The sequence below is a fragment of the Scandinavium sp. genome, assembly GCF_036271055.1.
Taxonomy (GTDB): domain Bacteria; phylum Pseudomonadota; class Gammaproteobacteria; order Enterobacterales; family Enterobacteriaceae; genus Scandinavium.
On the sequence record NZ_DATBBJ010000059.1, the window covers coordinates 246,961 to 269,571 of the forward strand.

The 22,611-nt window shown below is 55.6% G+C and carries 20 protein-coding genes and 1 pseudogene; 7 read left to right on the forward strand and 14 right to left on the reverse strand.

The window, feature by feature from the left end; translation table 11 throughout:
* The first annotated feature begins 417 nt into the window (after positions 1–417).
* Entirely contained in the window at positions 418–1,140 is a 723-nt protein-coding gene (locus VH187_RS09170) for an ABC transporter ATP-binding protein (protein WP_329701153.1), read from the forward strand.
* Here VH187_RS09170 and bioD read toward each other — a convergent pair.
* Genes bioD through bioB form a run of 4 tightly spaced genes read right to left on the reverse strand, consistent with a single transcriptional unit; the run spans position 1,115 to position 4,730 of the window.
* Positions 1,115–1,804 carry a dethiobiotin synthase gene (gene bioD, locus VH187_RS09175; RefSeq protein ID WP_329701154.1) on the reverse strand — a complete coding sequence of 230 codons (690 nt, stop codon included), beginning with the start codon at positions 1,802–1,804 and terminating at the stop codon, positions 1,115–1,117. The two genes, VH187_RS09170 and bioD, sit on opposite strands and share 26 nt — an antisense overlap.
* Entirely contained in the window at positions 1,797–2,552 is a 756-nt protein-coding gene (gene bioC, locus VH187_RS09180) for a malonyl-ACP O-methyltransferase BioC (RefSeq protein WP_329701155.1), read from the reverse strand. The genes bioD and bioC overlap by 8 nt, the downstream gene beginning before the upstream one ends.
* Positions 2,536–3,693, reverse strand: a complete 1,158-nt coding sequence (gene bioF, locus VH187_RS09185) for an 8-amino-7-oxononanoate synthase (protein ID WP_329701156.1) — start codon at positions 3,691–3,693, stop codon at positions 2,536–2,538. The genes bioC and bioF overlap by 17 nt, the downstream gene beginning before the upstream one ends.
* Positions 3,690–4,730: a biotin synthase BioB gene (gene bioB, locus VH187_RS09190; RefSeq protein WP_329701157.1), complete on the reverse strand. Its 1,041-nt coding sequence runs from the start codon at positions 4,728–4,730 to the stop codon at positions 3,690–3,692. Before bioB ends, bioF begins: the two co-directional genes overlap by 4 nt.
* An 87-nt stretch (positions 4,731–4,817) precedes the next feature.
* On the opposite strand from bioB, the gene bioA reads away from it, so the two are divergent.
* Together bioA and VH187_RS09200 are read left to right on the forward strand one after the other, a co-directional pair.
* On the forward strand, positions 4,818–6,107 hold the full coding sequence (gene bioA / locus VH187_RS09195; RefSeq protein ID WP_329701158.1) for an adenosylmethionine--8-amino-7-oxononanoate transaminase: 1,290 nt from the start codon (positions 4,818–4,820) through the stop codon (positions 6,105–6,107).
* 42 nt (positions 6,108–6,149) lie between these two features.
* On the forward strand, positions 6,150–6,626 hold the full coding sequence (locus VH187_RS09200; RefSeq protein ID WP_329701159.1) for a kinase inhibitor: 477 nt from the start codon (positions 6,150–6,152) through the stop codon (positions 6,624–6,626).
* 80 nt (positions 6,627–6,706) lie between these two features.
* On the opposite strand, the gene hutH is transcribed toward VH187_RS09200, so the two are convergent.
* The 5 genes and pseudogenes from hutH to hutI all read right to left on the reverse strand — a co-directional run bounded on the left by hutH (position 6,707) and on the right by hutI (position 13,036).
* Positions 6,707–8,227 (reverse strand): histidine ammonia-lyase, encoded by a 1,521-nt coding sequence (hutH, locus tag VH187_RS09205; protein ID WP_329701160.1) that lies wholly within the window; start codon positions 8,225–8,227, stop codon positions 6,707–6,709.
* The gene (hutU, locus tag VH187_RS09210) at positions 8,224–9,912 is read right to left on the reverse strand and encodes a urocanate hydratase (protein ID WP_329701161.1); all 1,689 of its coding nucleotides are present in this window, start codon (positions 9,910–9,912) and stop codon (positions 8,224–8,226) included. Before hutU ends, hutH begins: the two co-directional genes overlap by 4 nt.
* 153 nt (positions 9,913–10,065) lie before the next feature.
* On the reverse strand, positions 10,066–10,788 hold the full coding sequence (locus VH187_RS09215; RefSeq protein WP_329701162.1) for a histidine utilization repressor: 723 nt from the start codon (positions 10,786–10,788) through the stop codon (positions 10,066–10,068).
* Between the two features lie 28 nt (positions 10,789–10,816).
* Positions 10,817–11,776: a formimidoylglutamase gene (hutG, locus tag VH187_RS09220; protein WP_329701163.1), complete on the reverse strand. Its 960-nt coding sequence runs from the start codon at positions 11,774–11,776 to the stop codon at positions 10,817–10,819.
* Positions 11,773–13,036: pseudogene (hutI, locus tag VH187_RS09225) on the reverse strand (imidazolonepropionase). Before hutI ends, hutG begins: the two are co-directional and overlap by 4 nt.
* A 180-nt stretch (positions 13,037–13,216) precedes the next feature.
* Between hutI and VH187_RS09230 the strand changes: the two are divergent.
* Positions 13,217–14,500: a putative acyl-CoA thioester hydrolase gene (locus tag VH187_RS09230; RefSeq protein ID WP_329701164.1), complete on the forward strand. Its 1,284-nt coding sequence runs from the start codon at positions 13,217–13,219 to the stop codon at positions 14,498–14,500.
* A gap of 67 nt (positions 14,501–14,567) precedes the next feature.
* On the opposite strand, the gene pgl is transcribed toward VH187_RS09230, so the two are convergent.
* The gene (gene pgl, locus VH187_RS09235; protein ID WP_329701165.1) at positions 14,568–15,563 is read right to left on the reverse strand and encodes a 6-phosphogluconolactonase; all 996 of its coding nucleotides are present in this window, start codon (positions 15,561–15,563) and stop codon (positions 14,568–14,570) included.
* Positions 15,564–15,691: 128 nt separating this feature from the next.
* Here pgl and VH187_RS09240 point away from each other — a divergent pair, with 128 nt between their 5' ends.
* Positions 15,692–16,510, forward strand: a complete 819-nt coding sequence (locus VH187_RS09240; protein WP_329701166.1) for a pyridoxal phosphatase — start codon at positions 15,692–15,694, stop codon at positions 16,508–16,510.
* Here VH187_RS09240 and modC read toward each other — a convergent pair whose 3' ends face one another.
* From modC to VH187_RS09260, 4 genes are all read right to left on the reverse strand, one after another.
* Complete coding sequence (gene modC / locus VH187_RS09245) at positions 16,511–17,569, reverse strand: molybdenum ABC transporter ATP-binding protein ModC (RefSeq protein WP_329701167.1); 1,059 nt, start codon at positions 17,567–17,569, stop codon at positions 16,511–16,513. It lies immediately after the preceding gene.
* Between the two features lie 2 nt (positions 17,570–17,571).
* On the reverse strand, positions 17,572–18,261 hold the full coding sequence (modB, locus tag VH187_RS09250) for a molybdate ABC transporter permease subunit (RefSeq protein ID WP_329701168.1): 690 nt from the start codon (positions 18,259–18,261) through the stop codon (positions 17,572–17,574).
* A complete protein-coding gene (modA, locus tag VH187_RS09255; RefSeq protein ID WP_329701169.1) occupies positions 18,258–19,037 on the reverse strand; it encodes a molybdate ABC transporter substrate-binding protein in 780 nt (259 codons plus the stop codon). The genes modB and modA overlap by 4 nt, the downstream gene beginning before the upstream one ends.
* Positions 19,038–19,202: 165 nt before the next feature.
* On the reverse strand, positions 19,203–19,355 hold the full coding sequence (locus VH187_RS09260; RefSeq protein WP_329701170.1) for an AcrZ family multidrug efflux pump-associated protein: 153 nt from the start codon (positions 19,353–19,355) through the stop codon (positions 19,203–19,205).
* 127 nt (positions 19,356–19,482) lie between these two features.
* Between VH187_RS09260 and modE the strand changes: the two genes are divergently transcribed.
* Together modE and betT are read left to right on the forward strand one after the other, a co-directional pair.
* Positions 19,483–20,271, forward strand: coding sequence for a molybdenum-dependent transcriptional regulator (gene modE, locus VH187_RS09265; protein ID WP_329701171.1), 789 nt, complete (start codon positions 19,483–19,485; stop codon positions 20,269–20,271).
* A 225-nt stretch (positions 20,272–20,496) separates the two neighbouring features.
* The gene (betT, locus tag VH187_RS09270) at positions 20,497–22,494 is read left to right on the forward strand and encodes a choline BCCT transporter BetT (protein ID WP_329701172.1); all 1,998 of its coding nucleotides are present in this window, start codon (positions 20,497–20,499) and stop codon (positions 22,492–22,494) included.
* Positions 22,495–22,611 lie beyond the last annotated feature (117 nt).

Here is a 22,611-nt window from a genome sequence, read left to right on the forward strand (position 1 = left end):
CGTATCCTCTCGCCTATCGCAAGTTCTCTAACTCTAATGCACATAGTTATCCACAGAAATAGTGGATAACTATCCTCAGCCCAATGCCCCTGCTACTCGCACAAATCAGACCGCGGCGATCGGTGCGCTTAATAAAAATTATTTATCGCTATTTTTTATCTTTAATCATCAAAAAAGCCCCTTATGGCGCAATGAGAGATCGCTCACAAAACCCGCGAATTCTCTGCACCACAAGCCAACACATTGACCCTTTTTGCCGCACTGACAACGTGCAACGGCTGGGCAAACTCCCCGTCATTAAAGGCTTTCTTTAGGGTTAAATCCGAAATTATGGTCACTTCAATCAACGTTGTTTCTTCTGGCAAGGGATTTGCAGAACCTTTTCGCCGCTAACGGCAAAAACGTAAGGAAGAGGCGATGTTGAGTCTACGCGCAGTGAATCATTTTTACGGCAATCAGCATATTCTGTGGAATGTCGATCTCGACCTTGCGCCAGGCGAGTGCACGTGCCTGTTAGGATTGCCAGGGATGGGCAAGACGACGCTGGTGAATTGCATTGCGGGCTTTCAGACCGTCGAAAGCGGCAGTATCTTTTGGCAGGAGGCCAACGGGCCGCCCTGCGATTTGCTGACACTCGCGCCTCCTCTGCGGGCAGCGATGGGCATCAGCTACGTGCCACAGGACAAGCGCATTTTTTCGCAAATGACAGTGGAAGAGAATTTGCAGATCGCAATGAGGGCGGGAAACGAAGGCACTGGTGCGTTCAGCAGTGATATTTTCGACCTGATGCCTGAGCTATACCCGCTGCGCCAGGTGAAAGGGGCGGCTATCTCTGACGATGAGCAATATCAGTTGGCGCTTGCCAGCGCACTGGTGACCAAACCGAAACTGCTGATCCTCGACGAACCGACGCGCGGAATGGGCCAGGGAATTATGCACAAGTTGGGAGAATGCTTGTTGCGCCTGAACCGAGAGGTCGGGTTGACGGTGCTGCTCGCTGAACAGCACCTGCCGTTTATTCGCCGGGTGGCGGACAAATTCTGCCTGCTGCACCGTGGCCGCAACGTGGCGCAAGGGGCCGTCAATCAACTCGACACCCGGCTACTGGAACAGTTTATGACGCCGGATGAAGCGCCGTAAGATCAAGATACTGGCCCGGTTCGGCGGCTTCTGGCCCTTGTTCGAAATAAGGAATTTCGCCAAGCATCGGCGCGGGCAGCATGCGCGTTAATGTTTCAAGATATTCGCTGTGGCGTTTACCCGGCGGGATAACGTCATTGGCAATCCAGCCGACCAGCCGCAGCCCGGCCTGTTTGACGGCCTGCGCCGTCAGCACCGCATGGTTGATGCAGCCAAGCTTAACGCCCACGACGAGGATGACCGGTAGCTGTTCGGCCTCAACCCAATCGGCAAAAGTGTATTCATCGGACAGCGGCGTGAACCAGCCCCCCGCTCCTTCCACCAACATCCATTCGGCTTTGTGTGACAGCGCCTGTAGCCCGGCAGACAGCACATGCGCATCAATGGGGCGGCCTTCGTCCTGACTCACTATATGCGGCGACGTAGGCTCTGCGAAGGTATACGGATTGACCTCCGCATAGCTCAACGCCACGCCGCTGTTGCGTTGCAGAGACAGCGCATCACTGTTGCGCAGACCCTCGGCGGTCATTTCACTGCCGGACGCCACGGGTTTATAACCTGCGGTGCGGAATCCCGCGCGATTCGCGGCCTGTAACAGCGCACAACTTGCGACGGTTTTACCAACTTCGGTATCGGTGCCGGTGACAAAAAAGCGTTCAGTCACGTTGAATTACTCCTGTAAATATATGGTACGTCAGGGCGCAACGCCCCTGTTGTTTTGGCCATGCCAGTTGAAGCTGCTGCAAATGCTGGCGAGTCAGGGTTTGCGCTGCCCTGCCTTCATGCAAGTGCGTGGCACCGATACCTTTCAGCGAACGCATAGCGCTCAGGGCATCGTCAAAGGTCACGCTGAGGGTGTGGACATGGTGCTGGCAGCGATAGCCCGTTAATGCCGCGATAATCTGCTCCTGAGTCAAAAATCGGTTGGCATGCGGCTGTCGGTCAATCGCCTGCCACGCCTGATTTAGTTCGGGCAGAGAATCTGCTACCAGCGTGCTGAACGCCACATAGCCGCCCGGACGCACCACTCGGATCAGCTCGCCCATCGCGGAAGACAGCGATTCACACCACTGCACTGCCAGGTTGCTCCATGCCAGTTCGTACTGCCCGTCTGCGAGCGGCATCGCTTCGATATCGGCCTGCACATAATGCTGCGCCGAGTCCTGTCTTTGCGCTTCTTCGAGCATCGGCGAGGAGAGATCCAGCGCCGTCACGTTGCTCCCCGTTCCGGACCAGAAGCGACTCATGCTTCCCGGCCCACAGCCTGCATCCAACACGCGTTTAAACGACTGATGAGGAAGCATCGCCAACAAGGCTGCCGCGCTCTGGCGCTGCAGTTCATCATGCTGCTGATACTGGCTGGCTGCACGACCAAAGGCCGCCGCAATCGCCGGTTTATTCACGGGCGGCATGCAGCACCTCCAGTAATTTATCGATATCGTCATTTTGATGTGCGGCGGTTAGCGTCACGCGTAACCGGGCCGTGCCTGCTGGCACCGTTGGCGGGCGAATCGCGGTCAACCAGCAACCCGCCTCACGCGCGAGTTCTGCCAACTGCAAAGCGCGGCTATTTTCGCCGATGATCAGCGGCTCAATCGCGCTGTTCGAGGATGTTAATTGCATATCAAGTTGTTCAGCACCCTCGCGAAAACGGGCGATATGTCGACGCAAGGTTTGCCTGCGAATTTCACCCTCATCGCTGCGGATCACCCGCAACGCCGCGCTCAGTGCCACGGCTTGAGCAGGCGGCATGCTGGTGCTGTAAATCAGATGGCGAGCGAATTGCAGCAGATAATCCGCCGTTTCTTCGCTACATAAAACCGCCGCACCACTCAGGCCAAACGCTTTGCCAAAGGTCACTATCAGCAGGTCGGGTTTTACGTTCTGGTCGGCACAACTTCCACGCCCTTCATCGCCGTTCACGCCAATTCCGTGGGCGTCATCAACCAGCAGCCAGCCATTGGCGGCGCGAGTCACCGTCATGATTTCAGCCAATGGCGCACTGTCGCCATCCATGCTGAAAATACCTTCCGTCACCGTCAACTGAAGCCCATCGACCGGTTTCGCCAGCAGGTTTGCCAGGTGCAGACTGTCGTTATGAACAAAACGCCGCAACTGCGCCGGACTATGGCTGGCCGCCTCCAGTAACGAGGCGTGGCTTAAACGATCGGCAACAATGCGATCTTCTTTCTGCATCAGCGCGGCAATCACCGCCTGATTGGCGGCAAAGCCCGAAATAAACAACAGCGCTCGGGGAAAACCAAGCCACTCGGCAAGTTCCTGTTCAAACTGCTGATGTGCTTCACTGTAGCCGGTGACGTGCCCGGAGCCGCCGCTACCGGTGCCGTAACGTTCCGCACCCTGCTGCCAGGCTTTAACAATCTGCGGATGCTGACTCAAGCCCAGATAATCGTTGCTGGAGAAATTCAACCAGCGCTGTTCGCCGCGAACCAGCCAGCGCCCTGCGCCGTGGGTCACGGGATGCCGCTGGCGAAAAGCGTCGGCGGCCCGCCGTTCAGTCAGCGCATTGTCGATTCGTTGTTGCCAGCTCATACCGTCGCCGCGTTGTAATACGTTTCGGTATCCGGCGTGAGCAGCGCCTGCTCCAGTTTTTGCTGTTGCTCGATATCGCCGCTCAGCACCGCCGTCTGCTGCGGATTGATCCCCAGTTTGCGGAACAACAAAACATCTTTGTCTTCTTCCGGGTTCGGCGTGGTCAGCAGTTTGCAGCCGTAGAAAATCGAGTTGGCCCCCGCCATAAAGCACATCGCCTGAGTCTGTTCGTTCATCTTTTCGCGCCCGGCAGAAAGACGCACGTGCGAGGTCGGCATCATGACCCGCGCTACAGCAATAGTGCGAATAAAATCAAAGGCATCGACATCTTCGTTGTTTTCCATCGGCGTGCCTTTGACCTTCACCAGCATGTTGATGGGCACGCTTTCTGGCGGGGTCGGCAGATTCGCCAGTTGCAACAACAGCCCAGCGCGATCAGTGACCGTCTCCCCCAAGCCGACAATGCCGCCAGAGCAGACTTTGATCCCTGCTTCGCGCACTTTACCGAGCGTATCGAGGCGCTCCTGATAAGTACGGGTGGTGATGATGTTGCCGTAAAACTCCGGCGAGGTATCGAGGTTGTGGTTGTAGTAATCGAGCCCCGCTTCACCCAGGCGTTGCGCCTGCGTGTCGGACAACGTGCCGAGCGTCATACAGGCTTCCAGCCCCATCTCTTTCACGCCTTTGACCATCTGTTCGAGGTACGGCATATCGCGCTCGTGCGGGTTTTTCCAGGCCGCACCCATGCAAAAACGGGTCGACCCGGCATTTTTCGCTTTGCGCGCGGAGGTCAGCACCTCCTCCACTTCCATCAGGCGCTCAGCTTCCAGCCCGGTTTTGTAGCGCGCACTTTGTGGACAATATTTGCAATCTTCCGGACAGGCACCAGTCTTGATCGACAGCAATGTGCTGACCTGAACCTGGCGCGGATCGAAGTGCTGACGGTGAATCGTCTGCGCCTCAAACAACAGTTCCAGCAAGGGTTTATCAAAGAGTTCAGTGACCTGCGACATTGTCCAGCGAGTGTGGTGAGCCATTAGCGTCTCCAAAAGGGGTTCAGTTGTTTCTCGGTTCGGTGTAGGATCGTAAACCTAAAACTTTTCAAAATGGTTTACAAGTCGATTATGACCCAGGACGATATCACTTTCGATCAGCGCCACATTTGGCACCCCTATACGTCGATGACCACCCCGCTACCGGTTTACCCGGTGGTTGCGGCCCGTGCTTGTGAACTGGAACTGGCTTCCGGCGAGCAGTTGGTCGACGGCATGTCATCATGGTGGGCGGCCATTCACGGCTACAACCACCCGCGTCTGAACGCGGCGATGACTGACCAAATTGCGCAGATGTCACACGTGATGTTTGGCGGGATAACACACCCTGCCGCCGTGGCACTGTGTCGCAAGTTGGTTGCGATGACACCAGAATCGTTGGAATGCGTGTTCCTCGCAGATTCAGGCTCGGTGGCAGTGGAAGTGGCGATGAAAATGGCGTTGCAGTACTGGCAGGCCAAAGGCGAGCCGCGCCAGCGTTTTCTCACCTTCCGTAACGGTTATCACGGTGACACGTTTGGCGCGATGTCGGTTTGCGATCCGGACAATTCGATGCATAGCCTGTGGAAAGGCTATTTGCCGGACAACCTTTTCGCTCCGGCCCCTCAAAGCCGATTTGACGGCGAGTGGGATGAAATGGATATGGTGCCGTTCGCCCGGCTGATGGCGGCCCATCGCAGCGAAATCGCCGCCGTTATCGTCGAACCGATTGTGCAGGGCGCAGGCGGTATGCGGATGTATCACCCGGAATGGCTGCGTCGATTGCGCAAGATGTGCGACCGCGAAGGCATTCTGCTGATTGCCGACGAAATCGCCACCGGATTTGGTCGCACTGGCAAGCTGTTTGCCTGTGAGCATGCGGGCATCGCGCCGGACATTCTGTGTCTCGGCAAAGCGCTGACCGGCGGCACCATGACACTCTCGGCAACACTTACCACGCGCAATGTGGCTGACACCATCAGCGACGGTGAAGCGGGTTGTTTCATGCATGGCCCAACGTTTATGGGTAATCCGCTGGCCTGCGCGGTGGCGACCGAAAGCATGGCCCTGCTGGAAGAAGGTCACTGGCAGCAGCAGGTTGCCGCGATTGAATCACAGTTGAAACATGAACTGGCTGATGTGCAGACTTCGCCGCGTGTCGCTGATGTGCGTATTTTGGGCGCTATCGGGGTGGTAGAAACCACCGAGCCTGTGAATATGGCGCGACTGCAAAAATTCTTCGTGGAGCGTGGTGTGTGGATCCGTCCGTTCGGCAAACTTATCTATTTGATGCCGCCTTATATCATTACCCCGGCGCAGTTGACGAAGCTGACGGATGCGCTAAAAGCCGCTCTCAACGACAATACGCTTTTCACGTCCTGAGCTAAACTTCGTGATTATTCAGCACCCTGAAAGGCAACCCAAATGAAACTGATCAGTCACGATTTTAAGGATGGCGACAAGCTGCCACACCGTCAGGTATTCAACGGCATGGGCTACGACGGTGATAACCTGTCGCCGCATTTGGCCTGGGATGATGTGCCAACTGGCACCAAAAGTTTTGTCGTCACCTGTTATGACCCGGACGCGCCAACCGGCTCCGGCTGGTGGCATTGGGTGGTAGCGAATCTGCCCGCCGACACGCGCGTATTACCGCAAGGCGCAGGTTCCGGCATTGCCGATCTGCCGGAAGGTGCGATTCAGACTCGCACCGATTTTGGCAAAGCGGGCTACGGCGGCGCAGCGCCACCGAAGGGCGAATCCCATCGCTACATTTTTACCGTGCATGCGCTGGATGTAGAAAAACTGGAAGTGGATGAAGGTGCGAGCGGCGCGATGGTGGGCTTTAACGTGCATTTTCACAGCATCGCGCACGCGTCGATTACGGCGATGTTTAGTTGAGATAATGTCGGGTGGCGGCTACGTCTGCCCCAGCCTACAGACGTTGTAGGTAGGGCAAGCGTAGCGCCGCCGGGCAAATTTTACAGCACTGAAGGCACCAGTTTCTGCAACTGGCCTTGCGCCAGCATCTCAATCGCCGCTTCGATATCTGGTGCAAAATAACGATCCTGCACGTAGTGCGACACTTTTTCACGCAGCAGATGACGCGCTTGTTCCAGCAGCGGACTGGTGGTCAGCCCTTCGCGCATATCGATCCCCTGCACTGCCGCCAGCCATTCCACTGCAATTACGCCGCGTGTGTTGTCAGCCATCGCCCACAGACGGCGTCCGGCAGCCGGAGCCATCGAGACATGGTCTTCCTGGTTGGCTGAGGTCGGTAAACTGTCGACGCTGTGCGGGTGCGCCAGCGCTTTGTTTTCACTGGCCAGCGCCGCCGCCGTCACCTGCGCGATCATAAAGCCAGAATTCACACCGCCGTTTTTCACCAGGAATGGCGGGAGCTGCGACATATGGCTGTCCATCAACAATGCAATACGGCGCTCTGCCAGTGAACCGATTTCAGCAATTGCCAGCGCGATATTATCTGCCGCCATCGCTACCGGTTCTGCGTGGAAGTTACCGCCGGAAATCACTTCGTTTTCATCGGCAAACACCAGCGGGTTATCGGACACCGCATTCGCTTCGGTCAGCAGCACTTCTTTTGCCTGACGCAATTGAGTCAGACACGCACCCATCACCTGCGGCTGGCAGCGCAATGAGTATGGATCCTGCACTTTGCTGCATTTGGCGTGTGACTGCGACACGGCGCTGGAGTCCGTCAGCACGTGGCGATACAGTGCCGCCGCATCAATTTGCCCGCGCTGACCGCGTGCGTCGTGAATACGCGCATCGAACGGACGGCGAGAACCAAGCGCCGCCTCGGTGGTCAACGCCCCACAAATCACCGCCGAGTTAAACAATTCTTCGGCTTCGAACAGGCCACGCAGGGCGAATGCAGTAGACGCCTGCGTGCCGTTTAGTAGCGCTAGCCCCTCTTTTGCCGCCAGCGTCAGCGGTTCAAGTCCGGCTTTTTTCAGCGCTTCTTTAGCGGGCAGCCATTCACCGTTAAAACGGGCTTTACCTTCACCCAGCAGCGTTAGCGACATGTGCGCCAGCGGGGCTAAATCACCAGAAGCCCCCACAGAACCTTTCGCCGGAATACACGGATAGACTTCGTGATTCACAAGCGCCATCAACGCTTCAATCACGTTCAGGCGAATGCCGGAAAACCCGCGCGCCAGGCTGTTGATTTTCAGCACCATGATCAGGCGCACCATTGCGTCGTCGAGCGCTTCACCCACGCCTGCGGCGTGAGACAGCACCAACGAGCGCTGGAGGTTTTCCAAATCTTCGGTGGCGATGCGGGTTGAGGCCAGCAGGCCAAAACCGGTGTTGATGCCGTAGGCGGTGCGCCCTTCGGCCATGATCGCGTTAACGCAGGCGACGCTGGCGTTAATGGCCGGAATAGCGCTTTCGTCGAGCGTCAGGGTCTGCGGCTGGCGATGGATATCTTGCAGTTGTGAGAGGGTCAGTTGGCCCGGAATCAGGTTAAGTGTGCTCATTTTTTCTGCCCCTGGGTTTCAGCAATCATCGGTAAATTCAGTCCTTGTTCAGCGGCACATTCTACCGCGATTTCGTAGCCTGCGTCGGCATGACGCATCACGCCAGTCGCCGGGTCGTTATGCAGTACGCGGGCAATACGCGCCGCAGCCTCGTCAGTACCGTCGCAGACAATAACCATTCCGGCGTGTTGAGAAAAGCCCATCCCCACGCCGCCGCCGTGATGCAACGATACCCAGGTTGCGCCGCTGGCGGTGTTAAGCAGCGCGTTCAGCAATGGCCAGTCGGAAACGGCATCAGAACCATCACGCATCGCTTCGGTTTCGCGATTGGGGCTTGCGACGGAACCGGAATCAAGATGATCACGGCCGATCACAATCGGGGCGGAGACTTCACCAGAGCGCACCATTTCGTTAAATGCCAGGCCAAGTTTTTGCCGCCATTCGAGGCCGACCCAGCAGATACGCGCCGGTAATCCCTGGAAGCTGATGCGCTCGCGCGCCATGTCCAGCCAGTGATGCAGATGTTTGTCATCACTGACGATCTCTTTCACTTTGGCATCGGTTTTGTAGATATCTTCCGGGTCACCGGAGAGCGCAACCCAGCGGAAAGGGCCAATGCCACGACAGAACAACGGACGAATGTAGGCCGGAACGAAGCCCGGGAAATCAAACGCATTGCTGACGCCCATTTCTTTCGCCATCTGGCGAATGTTGTTGCCGTAATCGAATGTCGGCACACCCATCGCGTTGAACGCAAGCATAGCGCTGACGTGTTCCGCCATGGATTGTTTTGCCGCTTGCACCGTGCCCTGCGGATCGCTTTCGGCTTTCTGCTGATACTCTTCCCACGTCCAGCCCTGCGGCAGATAGCCATGCAAAGGATCGTGAGCGCTGGTCTGGTCGGTGACCATGTCCGGACGTACGCCACGTTTGACCAGTTCCGGTAGAACATCGGCGGCGTTAGCGCACAACGCCACAGAAACGGCGCGGCCTTCGGCGGTGTATTTTTTGATACGGGCTAACGCATCGTCGAGATTATCGGCCTGTTCGTCGATATAACGGGTACGCAGACGGAAATCGATTCGGCTTTGCTGGCACTCAATCACCAGTGAACATGCGCCCGCTAACGTTGCGGCCAGCGGCTGTGCGCCGCCCATGCCGCCGAGTCCTGCGGTGAGCACCCAGCGCCCTTGCAGATTGCCGTCGTAATGCTGACGCCCGGCTTCGACGAAGGTTTCGTACGTGCCTTGCACGATGCCCTGACTGCCGATGTAGATCCAGCTTCCGGCGGTCATCTGGCCGTACATCGCCAGCCCTTTGGCGTCGAGTTCGTTGAAGTGTTCCCAGGTCGCCCAATGTGGTACGAGGTTGGAATTGGCGATTAACACCCGCGGCGCGTTGTCATGCGTTTTAAACACGCCGACTGGCTTGCCGGACTGCACCAGCAGTGTTTCATCGTTTTCCAGTTTGGTCAGCGCTTCCACGATGGCGTCGTAGCAATCCCAATTGCGCGCCGCACGCCCAATGCCGCCATAAACCACCAGTTCATGCGGATTTTCCGCCACATCAGGGTCAAGGTTGTTCATTAACATGCGCAACGGCGCTTCGGTGAGCCAGCTTTTGGCCGTGAGTTTTGTGCCGCGTGGGGCACGAATTTCCTGCGGACGGTATTTGTTCTGAGACATCGGGGAACTCCTGACGGATACGATGAAGATAGCAAGTTATATACTTGTCTATACAATCATGCGCAAGTCAGGTTTTAACAAGTTCGATACATTTTTGCTATCTTGCGTCAGCAATCACACTTACCTGATGCAATGCGTGCTGACGCAGGGAGATTATGAGCCGAAGTGGCCCTGCAAACGATAACGGCTGCCGGGGAAAATCAGACGGGCATGGGACACGATGGTTGAACGCGACCAGGTGCGACGACGAATCAGCAGGCACGGATCGTGTTCGTGAATGCTCAATAAACGGCACTCTTCGGCGCTGGCCTTCACCGCTTCGACGATGTGCTCCCCTTCGGTGAGCGGCGCAATCAGCGACAAATAGTCATGCGCTGTTGTCGCGGTGTAATCCTGTTGCAGATATTCCGGCACCACCGTGGCGTTCACGCAGCGATCTTCAATTTGCACCGGCACATCATTTTCAAAATGCACCATCATGGAATGGAAAATGCGGGCGCCTTCGGCGACGTTCAGAGCCTGCGCCTGCTGTTTGTTGGCGGGTGCTTCTTCCAGCAAGAGCACTTCACAGCGGTGCTGATGCTGACGCGCGGCGATTTCCTCGGCGATGCTGTGCACTTCAAACAGCGCCGATTGCCCTTTCGGCTCAGCGACAAAGGTGCCGACCCCTTGCAAACGCACCAGCAGTCCTTCGTCGGTGAGTTCCCGCAGTGCGCGGTTGATGGTCATGCGGCTGAAACCAAACTGCGCCACCAGCTCCGCTTCCGACGGAATACGGTCATGTGGACGCCAGATACCAGCGGCTATGTTGTCGCTGATAACACGTTTAATCTTCTCATAGAACGGCGCAGGCGCGCTGTTTTGTGGTGAATACATGGGTCATCCTTTAAGGTTTCAGGTCCGCTCACGCCTGCCAGCAATGAACAATTTGCCAGGCCAGTCTGGCCGCCGTGCGGGCCCCCTGTCCGTCTCTGTCGTAGTGCGGGTTGAATTCAACCAAATCCACCGCCTGCAATTTGCCACTCTGACACAGCGGCATGACTATTCGCAACAAGATTGCCAACGGGATGCCCAACGCTGCAGGCGCTGACACAGCAGGCATTTCCCACGCCGGGAGCACATCGAGATCGATAGTCAGATATATACGATCGTGTTCGGCTATCACTCGCGCTAAATCTTTTTGCAGCGCCGTCGATTGCGCATCCAGCAAAGTTAAATCTTCCAGCACGGTGACATTGCGCTGATGTGCCTCTTGCAAAAGCGCCTGGGTATTCGCCGCCCGACTCGCGCCATAGCAGGTGTAACTAAAACGGCGGTTCTGACTTTCACAATGTAACGCCAGTTGCCGGAACGGCGTGCCGGAGGTCGCCTCAGCGGCATGACGTAAATCCAGATGCGCATCGAGATTCACAATCGCCACATTTTCGCCAGGAAACGCGTCGAGAACACCAGAGCCGTGACCGAACGCCGTTTCGTGCCCGCCGCCAAACACCAGGGTTTTCATCTGCGCTCGCTGGCAGGCCAACACCGCGTCGTGTAACGCCTGCTGTGCCGGTTCCAGCTTGCCTGGCTCTGCGTTCACGCTACCGAAATCGACCAGTCTGTCGTGCCCTTCATGGCTTGCCATATTCGCCAACGCTTTACGCAGTGCATCTGGCCCAAGTTGCGCGCCGGGCCGCCCCTGATTACGTTTGACGCCTTCATCACAGGCAAATCCTATCAAAGCTATTTTCCCACGATGCTGCACGGGCGCAAAGTCGCGAGACACCGTCACCGTCTGAAAAAGACGTTTAGCGTCGGGGGATTCAGCGCTGTCATCGCGCCCTTGCCATAAATCGGGTAAAGTTGGATGCCATAGTGTCATTGGCTCACCTCGCCACGGAAAACACGCTGCCAGAGCGGATTGCGTCCCGGCTCGTAAACCATTTCAACCGGATGTTCTGCATCCCAGATAACAAAATCAGCGACAAAACCAGCCGCCAGTTGACCATGTGAATCCTGTCGCCCCAACGCGCGCGCAGCATGTCGCGTGACACCGATCCATGCTTCTTCTGGCGTCAGTCCAAACTTCACACAGGCCATGTTCATCGCCATGTGGAGACTGGTGAACGGGCTGGTGCCGGGGTTGTAATCCGTCGCCACCGCCATCGGTACGCCATGACGACGTAATGCCTCCACGGGCGGCTTTTGCGTTTCGTTGAGGAAATAGAACGCGCCGGGCAGTAGCACTGCAACGGTTCCGCTGTCAGCCATTGCCGCTACACCCTCTTCATCTAAATACTCAATATGATCGGCAGACAGCCCTTTGTAGTGGCTGACTAACTGCGCGCCACCGAGCGATGAGAGTTGTTCCACGTGACCTTTCACCGGAATATTGAGCACCTGCGCGGCGCAGAACACACGTTCGGTTTGTTCCGGCGTGAAGCCGACGTTTTCGCAGAAGGCATCCACCGATTCGAACAGCCCTTCCTGCCAAAGCGTTGGCATGATTTCATTGCATACCAGGTCGATATAGTCATCGCCCCGACCTTTATATTCTGCAGGAATGGCGTGAGCCGCTAAGAGCGTTGGGCTGATTTCTACCGCATTATTCTGAGCGAGCTGCTGCGCCACCCGCAGCATTTTGCTTTCGTGCTCAAGATTGAGGCCGTAACCGGACTTGATTTCAACCGTCGTCACCCCCTCATTCATCAAGCGGTCAAGTCGCTGTTGTGCCAGGCGAGTCAATTCTTCTTCGCTGGCGGCGCGGGTCGCCTGCACGGTGGAATTGATGCCGCCGCCGTTTGCGCTGATGGTCTGGTAAGAGACGCCGTTCAGCCGCTGCTCCCATTCCGTAGCGCGACTGCCGCCGAACACCAGATGCGTGTGGCAGTCAATCAGCCCCGGCGTGACCAGCCGTCCTTGCAGGTCGATTCGCTTTCCCTGGACAGGCGCGAGTGACGATTCAGGAACGATGTCCACAATGCGCCCTTCCCGCACGATCAGCGCGTGATGTTCCACTAAACCATAGGGTTGAGCGTGTTTAGGATCGAAGGTCGCAAGCCGGGCGTTGTGCCAGATTACGTTGCTATCAGCAGGTTCAGACATGAGCAGGCCACTTGTCATGGGTTGTATAGACATTTATTGAATGCCGCGGCAAAGATGTCAACCGTCTGGCGGGATATGTTGCTTTTTTGTGATATTCCGCGCGAGACTGTTCTCCCCCGTGAGCAACTTTTTTGCGGCATTGCTTCCCGTTTCGCTCAACTTAGTATAAAAAGTCAGGTTTTAGGGACTCTTTCCATTTAAATCAGCCTGGAGCACCATGAACACATTCTCGGTTTCCCGTCTGGCGCTGGCGCTCGCTTTTGGTGTGACGCTGACCGCCTGTAGCTCAACGCCACCCGATCAGCAGCCGTCAACCCAAGCCGCACCGGGGACGTCTTCTCGTCCAATTCTGACTGCGGGCGAAGCGAAAAACTTCGTACAGGCGCATTATTTCACCACCATGGACGCCAATGCTGCTCCTTGGTCGCCTTCTGCCATCGCGACCCCTGCAAAAGCTGACTTCGTCGTTGGCCCTGCCGGGACTCAAGGCGTAACGCATACCACCATTCAGGCTGCCGTTGATGCCGCGATTGCCCGTCACAGCAGCTCGCGCACCTATATTGCCGTGATGCCGGGTGACTATCAGGGCACCGTTTATGTGCCAGCCGCACCAGGCAGCGTGACCATTTACGGAATCGGTGACAAAGCGGAAGATGTGAAAATCGGTCTGGCTATTGATTCCGAAATCGACGCCAACACCTGGCGTCGTCTGGTTAACCCGGCAGGTAAGTACATGCCAGGCAAACCATCGTGGTACATGTTCGACACCTGCCAGAGCAAACGCGCGGGTACAGTGGGCGTGATGTGTTCTGCCGTCTTCTGGTCCCAGAACAACGGCCTGCAATTGCAGAATCTGACCATTGCTAACAGCCTTGGCGACAGCGTTGACGCAGGCAACCATCAGGCTGTCGCGCTGCGCAGCGATGGCGACCAGGTTCAGCTGAACAAGGTCAATATTTTGGGTCGCCAGAACACCTTCTTCGTCACCAACAGCGGCGTGCAGAATAAACTGCAAAGCGATCGCATCACCCGTACCCTGGTGACAAACAGCTACCTTGAAGGCGATGTGGATATCGTGTCTGGTCGCGGCGCTGTAGTGTTCGATAACACCGATTTCCGTGTGGTGAACTCCCGTACCCAGCAGGAAGGTTACGTGTTTGCTCCGGCAACACAGTCCAACCTCTTCTACGGTTTCCTCGCTACCAACAGCCGCTTCAACGCAGCCGGTGAAGGCGTGGCGCAACTCGGTCGTTCTCTGGACGTCGACGGCAACACCAACGGTCAGGTTGTGATTCGCGACAGCGTCATCAACGAAGGCTTCAACAATGCGAAGCCGTGGGCTGACGCTGCCATCTCTAAACGTCCTTTCAGCGGCAACACGGGCGCGAAGAATGACAAAGATGAAGTGGAACGTAACCTGAACGACACGAACTTCAACCGCATGTGGGAATACAACAACCGCGGCGTGGGAAGTTATGTTGTGGCTGAGCCGAAGAAATAATCACGCGCTTTCAGCCATAAAAAAACCTCGCTTCGGCGAGGTTTTTCTTTATTTACAAAACGTTAGCTTAGTGCGCGTTAACCACCACCCACATTGGGCCTTGGCCGACGGCATAACGCCCTTTCTCTTCCAACAGCCCCTGCTCGCCCTGAATCTCATACACCGCAATGTGATGCGATTTCTGACCGGCAGCAATCACGAATTTTCCGCTGTGATCAACATTGAAGCCACGCGGCTGCGTTTCGGTTGGCTGGAAGCCCTGAATTTCAAGCACGCTGCCGTCTTCGGAAACCGTAAACACCGTCAGGGTGCTGGAGGTGCGGTCACAGGCATACAGATGACGACCATCAGGCGTGATATGAATATCAGCTGCCCAACGAGTGCCATCGAAATGCGGTGGCATCATGTCCAGCGTCTGCACGCATTCAATTTCACCGTGTGGATTTTTCAGCTCCCAGACGTCGACAGAACTGTTCAGCTCATTGACGCAGTAAGCGTACTGCTGATTCGGATGGAACACGATGTGACGTGGGCCAGCACCTTCCACCGTTGTCACTTCCGCTGGCGTTTGCGCGACCAGCTTGCCGTCGTCACTCAGCGTGAACAGACAGATGCGATCTTGCTTCAGTGCAGGCACCCACAGCGTGCGGTTATCCGGGGTAATGTTCGCAGAGTGGCAACCTTCGAGGCCTTCTACCACATCAACCACACCCACAGGCAGGCCTTCTTCCAGACGCGTCACGCTGACGCAAGCCTGGTTGTAGGACCCACTGAACAGGAACTTGCCCTGATGATCGGTTGAGATATGCGTCGGGCTGCCCGGTAGCGCAGATTCAGCGGCAAATGTGAGCGCGCCATCATCCGGTGCGATACGGTAGGCCAGCACGCGGAACTCTGGACGCACGCCAACGTACAGATAACGCTTGTCCGGGCTGATGACCATCGGCTGAACCTGGCCTGGAACATCGACCACCTGCACCAGCGTCAGTTTGCCGTCTTGTTGCAGGCTCCAGACGTGGATCTGCTGGCTTTCCGGACTTGCGGTATATACGGTTTGTTTCATGAAAACTCCTTTCCTTACTGCACGTGGAAGCAAATTACAGGATAGTTAGTGCTGAAAAATTTGCCCTGCGCGCGCTGCGGTGTACCATCGTGAGCTGCACATTTTTCAACATTAACCTGGACTGCAACATGACATCTCGCGTGATAGCCCTTGATCTGGACGGCACTCTGCTGACCCCAACGAAAACCATCCTTCCTGAATCCCTTGAAGCACTTGCACGCGCCAAACAGGCGGGCTATCAAATTCTGATTGTCACCGGTCGACATCACGTTGCTATCCATCCTTTTTATCAGGCACTGGCGATCGATACACCTGCAATTTGCTGTAATGGCACTTATTTGTATGATTTTCAGGCGAATAAGGTCATTGAAAGTGATCCGATGCCGGTTGAGAAAGCGCAGGCATTAGTCGGTCTGCTGGCCGAAAACGACATTCACGGCTTGATGTATGTCGACAACACCGTGATGTACGAACATCTGTTGGGAACGGTGACGCGCACGCTCAACTGGGCACAATCGCTACCCGAAGCGCAGCGCCCTTCCTTCACCCATGTCGAGTCACTGGCTCAGGCTGCGCTGGAAGTGAACGCAATCTGGAAATTTGCACTGACTGACGAGAACACGGAAAAGCTGCATATTTTCGCCAATCAAGCGGCGCAAACACTGGATCTGGAATGCGAGTGGTCGTGGCACGATCAGGTGGATATCGCGCGCAAAGGCAACAGCAAAGGCTATCGCCTTAAGCGTTGGGTGGAATCTCAGGGAATGTCGATGCAGGATGTCGTCGCGTTTGGCGATAACTTCAATGACATCAGTATGCTGGAAACCGCCGGTATTGGCGTAGCGATGGGTAACGCGGACGATGCGGTGAAAGCCCGCGCAAATGTGGTGATAGGCGACAATACCACCAGCAGCATCGCCGACTTTATCTCTACCCGCCTGCTGTAATCAGGCGGTAATCGACACGCTTTTTATCTGCGCGTATAACCACAGGCCTGGCTTCACCGCCAGGTCATCGCGGGCCCACGGACTGATGCGCGCCCACAATGTGCGCCCTCCCACTTCCAGTTGGACTTCCACCTGACCATTATTGTCGTAACACTGCACGACTTTGGCGCGCAATACGTTACGAATGCTGGTTTGTACTGGCGGCTGTAGAACCAGCGAAACGTCAGAGGCCTGAATGCGAACCCGCACTGCGGATTGCTCAGGGCGCTCGAGTTTGCTGACCCAAATATGCTGATCGCCCAGCGCCAGCGCGGTCATCGCATAATGCGGATGATGCTCCAGCACCGTGACTTTCAGAATGCTACTCTGCTGATCCTGCGGCAGCCACGGATGCATCACGCTACTGCCCCAGACCTCTTCCAGATTGCCAAACGCTTTGACACTGCCCTCTTCCAGCACAAGCACTTTGTCGGCCAGATGCAGAATTTCGTCCAGCGAATGGCTGACGTACAGCATCGGGATGTTGATTTCACGCGCCAGACGTTGCAGATACGGCAACAGTTCGCGTTTACGCGGGATGTCCAGCGACGCTAATGGCTCGTCCAGCAACAACAACTCTGGCGCGGTCAACAGCGCGCGGCCAATGGCGACACGCTGTTTTTCGCCGCCAGAAAGACTGCCTGGTAAACGGTCCAGCAACGCTTCAATGCCAAGCAATGACACCAGTTTGTCGAACTGTCCGTCCATGCTTTTCGCCATGCCGTAGCGCAGATTGCCGCGCACTTTGTAATGCGGAAACAGGCGTGCATCCTGGAACACATAACCGACGCGGCGTTTGTCTGGCGACAGGCAAATCTTTTGTTCGGTGTCGTTTAACACTCGCCCATTGAGAACAATGCGCCCTTGCTGAGGTTGGGTCAGTCCACTGATGGCGTTTATCAGCGACGTTTTCCCGGCACCGGAAACCCCGAATACCGCAGTGATCCCGGAAGCAGGAAGCGCTTCATTGATACTCAGCGTGTGATTGCCAAGCGTTTGGGTAAAATTGAGTTCCAGCATGATTATTTCCCCATCCGCTCGCGGCTAAGTCGCGCCAGCCATTCCGATATCAACAGGGAAACCAGCGCCAGCACGATGGAAATCAGGCACAGCCGAGCAGCCGCACCTTCGCCGCCCGGCGTCTGAATCAAGGTATACATCGCCGACGGAATAGTGCGCGTTTCACCGGGAATATTCGACACAAAGGTGATGGTCGCGCCAAATTCGCCAAGAGAACGGGCGAAAGCCAGGACAGTGCCCACAATAATGCCCGGCATCATCAACGGCATCGTAATCGTGAAAAACACTCGCCAGCGCCCGGCCCCGAGCGTGCGTGCCGCCTGTTCGAGTTTTATATCGACGCCTTCGAGCGCCAGACGAATCGCGCGCACCATCAGCGGGAAGGACATCACCGCTGCCGCCAGCACCGCGCCACGCCAGCTGAAAGCGAGCGTTAAGCCGAACCAGTCATACAACCACGCGCCGATAAAACCGCGTCGCCCCATGGCAATCAGCAATAAATAGCCGACCACTACCGGAGGTAACACCAGAGGAAGATGGATAAGGCTGTCGAGAAGCGCTTTGCCCGGAAAATTACGCCGTACCAGCAGCCAGGCAAAGAAGATCCCAAAGGGCAAACTGAACACCACTGCCAGGGATGAAACTTTCAGGCTCAGCAGTACCGCCTGCCATTCGGGATCGGTCAATATCATTCGTGCGTCGTAAATCCGTACTGTTTAAAGATGGCTGATGCCTGAGGGGTTTTCAGGTAATCGTAGAAGGCTTTTACCGTAGCATTATTATGCCCATCGGTGATGGCAACAGGGTATTCGACTTTTTTGTGCGAGTCTTCCGGAAAGGTCCCGACCACTTTCACACCTTTGCTGGCAACGGCATCAGAACCGTAAACGATACCCAGCGGCGCTTCGTTACGCTCCACCAGCGCCAGTGCGCCACGCACGTCTTCGGCTGGAGCCAGTTTCGGTGACAGCGTATCCCATGCGCCCAGCTTTTGTAACGCTTCTTTGGCGTAAATGCCCGCAGGAACGTGGTCTGGATCGCCCACAGCGAGACGACCGCCTTTCAGCAGGCTCGTCCAGTTGGTTTTCGCGTCGATGGCAATTTCACCCTGCTCGCTCGCTTTTGGCGCGACCACCACCAGGCTGTTGCCCAGCAGTGTTTCCCGGGTGGCGGTATCTATCGCTTTTTTCTCTACCGCGTAATCCATCCATTTCTGGTCCGCAGAAATGAACAGGTCAGCCGGTGCTCCGGCTTCAATCTGACGCGCCAGCGTGGAAGAAGAAGCAAAAGAAGACACGACATCAACGCCCTTCTCTTTTTTATAGTCTTTCGCAATATCCTGCATCGCGTTGGTCAGCGAGGCTGCCGCGAAAACGGTAATTTTACCCGCATCTGCGGCAGCGGCGTGCCCCACAACTGCTAGGGATAATGTGGCGCTCGCAATAAGGCGTAACCCTGTACGTTTCATCTTTGACTCCAGTGAATGTCGTTATGTACGCAACAATATAGCGGTAAGCCTCGGTTTTTCCCAGCGCTATGTAGGGTTAATGCTGAGGTAGTATCGGCAGGAAGAAGAGGAACTTAAATGCGAAGGGGTACAAAAAAACGCCCGGCGGTGCCGGGCGTCTCGAAATCAATGATGTTGCTGGCGGTCGTTATCTTTATGACCCACGTTCGACAGAACGTTAAACACTTCACCCAGACCGTAGATCAGCCCCAGGATGATAGCCATCACCACGGGAACCATGATCACGGCAAATACCAGACTTTTCAACAACTCTAACATGGTTAGCTCCAGACATTGTGATTCCCTCATTGTAACCTGATAATCCAGAAATTCACTGTCCTTTTGTGCGGTGCCCTGTGCAATACTAGTGCTGCACGAAACCCTATTTTTTGAGCAGGACTCTGATATGCAGGCCGAAATTCTTCTTACTCTCAAGCTCCATCAACGTCTTTTTGCCGATCCGCGCCGTATTGCGCTGCTCAAGCAAATTGCTATTACCGGCTCCATCAGCCAGGGGGCGAAGAATGCCGGGATCAGCTACAAAAGCGCCTGGGATGCTATCAACGAGATGAACCAGCTTAGCGAACAGCCGCTGGTTGATCGCGCGACTGGCGGCAAAGGCGGCGGCGGCGCGGTGCTTACCCGCTACGGGCAACGCTTGATCCAGCTCTATGACCTGCTAGCACAAATCCAGCAGAAAGCCTTCGACGTGCTCAGCGACGACGACGCTCTGCCGCTCAACAGTCTGCTGGCGGCTATTTCGCGCTTCTCTTTGCAGACCAGCGCGCGCAACCAGTGGTTCGGGACGATTACTCGCCGCGACCATCAGCAGGTGCAGGAACATGTCGATGTGCTGCTGGCCGATGGTGAAACGCGTCTGAAAGTGGCTATTACCTCGCAAAGCGGTGAGCGCCTTGGGCTGGAAGAAGGCAAAGAAGTGCTGGTTTTGCTGAAAGCGCCCTGGGTCGGGATTACGCGTGACGAAAAAATTGCCGCAGCCGCAGACAACCAGCTTTCAGGCGTGATAAGCCACATCAAGCAAGGTGAAACGCAATGCGAAGTGCTGATGAACCTGCCTGATGGACAAGTGCTCTGCGCAACCATGCCCGTAGAAGACGCCGCAGGTTTAAAAGAAGGTGAACCGGCCATCGCCTGGTTTAATGCCGATCGGGTTATCCTCGCAACGCTTTGCTAATTTGCCCTTCCTCACTGCTGTCGCACCCTGCGGCAGTCTTTCCTTTTTCAGACACTCCTTGCAAAAAAACCACGAACATGACGTTTTTTGCACAATGATATTCATGAAAAGGATGATTAATGGCCCCTTAGCCTGCACAGGGCGGCTTATTTTGTTACCCTATGACCATAGTACGTCTCAATTATTCAGGGCGATAATCTTCGAAAAAATGGAATAAACGTAGTTATGAGTGAGCAAGATACCCCCCTTAAGCAACCCTCGAGCATGATTAATAAGCCGGTTTTCTTTACCTCGGCAATTTTGATTTTTCTGTTAGTCGGCTTTGCGGCGTTATTTCCTGACGTTGCCGATAAGAACTTTAAACTGCTGCAGCAGCAAATTTTCACCAACGCCAGCTGGTTCTATGTTCTGTCTGTCGCCCTCATTTTGATGAGCGTGACATTCCTGGGCCTTTCGCGCTACGGCGATATCAAGCTTGGGCCAGACCATGCCGAGCCTGATTTCAGCTATCGCTCCTGGTTTGCCATGCTGTTCTCCGCCGGGATGGGCATCGGCCTGATGTTCTTTGGCGTGGCAGAACCTGTCATGCACTACCTGAACCCGCCCGTTGGCACACCCGAAACGATTGAAGCTGCAAAACAGGCAATGCGCCTGACCTTCTTCCATTGGGGACTGCACGCGTGGGCGATTTATGCCATCGTCGCACTGATTCTGGCGTTCTTCAGCTACCGTCACGGATTACCGCTGACGCTGCGCTCGGCACTGTACCCGATTATCGGCGATCGTATTTATGGCCCAATTGGACACGCGGTTGATATTTTTGCCGTCATCGGCACCGTTTTCGGCGTCGCAACGTCACTCGGCTACGGCGTGCTACAGGTCAATGCCGGTTTGCATCACCTGTTTGGCGTGCCGGTCAACGAAACGGTGCAGGTGATTTTAATCGTCGTGATCACCGCGCTGGCAACGCTGTCGGTAGTTTCCGGGCTCGATAAAGGCATTCGAATTCTTTCGGAAATAAACTTAAGCCTCGCCCTGTTGTTGCTAGTGCTGGTGATGCTGCTCGGCCCGACCGTTCTGCTGCTGAAATCCTTTGTGGAAAATACCGGCGGTTACCTGTCAGAACTGGTCAGTAAAACCTTCAACCTCTATGCCTATGAGCCTAAATCCACCAACTGGTTGGGCGGCTGGACTCTGCTCTATTGGGGCTGGTGGCTGTCGTGGTCCCCGTTTGTCGGCATGTTTATCGCCCGCGTCTCGCGCGGCAGAACCATCCGCGAATTCGTGACTGGCGTGCTGTTTGTTCCGGCGGGCTTCACTCTGTTGTGGATGACCGTCTTCGGTAACAGCGCCATTTATTTCATCATGAATAAAGGCGCAACCGAGCTTGCGAAGACGGTGCAAACCGACACCGCACTGGCGCTGTTTAACTTCCTTGAGCATTTCCCGTTCTCCAGCGTGCTGTCGTTTATTGCGATGGCGATGGTGATCGTCTTCTTTGTGACGTCTGCGGACTCAGGCGCTATGGTGGTTGATACCCTGGCTTCTGGTGGTTCGAGCGATACGCCAATCTGGCAGCGTATTTTCTGGGCGGCACTGATGGGCGTTGTCGCCGTGGTGCTATTGGTTGTGGGCGGCCTGAGTGCGCTGCAAACCGTGACGATAGCCAGTGCGTTGCCGTTCTCGATGATTTTGCTGGTGTCGATTTACGGCCTGTTTAAAGCGCTTCGTCGCGACATCACCAAGCGCGACAGTCAAAATATGGCGACCATCGCACCCACTGCGGCTCGTAACCCGATCCCGTGGCAACGCAGATTACGTAACATCGCGCATCTGCCAAGACGTTCAGTCGTAAAACGTTTCATGGATGAGGTTATCCAGCCCGCAATGACGCTGGTGCAGGAAGAGCTCAACAAGCAGGGAACCCATAGCGACATTGATATTTCAGCTGAAGATCACCTTCGCTTTGAGGTGAATTTAGGCGATGAGCTGAACTTCATTTATGAAGTCAGATTGCGCGGTTACAGCTCCCCGGCGTTCGCGCTTGGAGGTCTGGATAGTGACGATCATTCGTCCGAGCAGCATAAATATTACCGCGCAGAGATCCACCTGAAAGAAGGCGGTCAGAATTACGACGTGATGGGCTGGAATCAGGAACAGTTGATTAACGATATTCTCGACCAGTACGAAAAACACCTTCACTTCTTACATCTGGTTCGCTAACCCTTCTGCTATGCCGCCTTCATTCAGGGCGGCATTTTTTTTATCCCCTTCTCTACGCCAACGTTGGACGGCTTGACTTTGCTCGCCATAAGACGTATCCCTGATAAAAACTCGCTG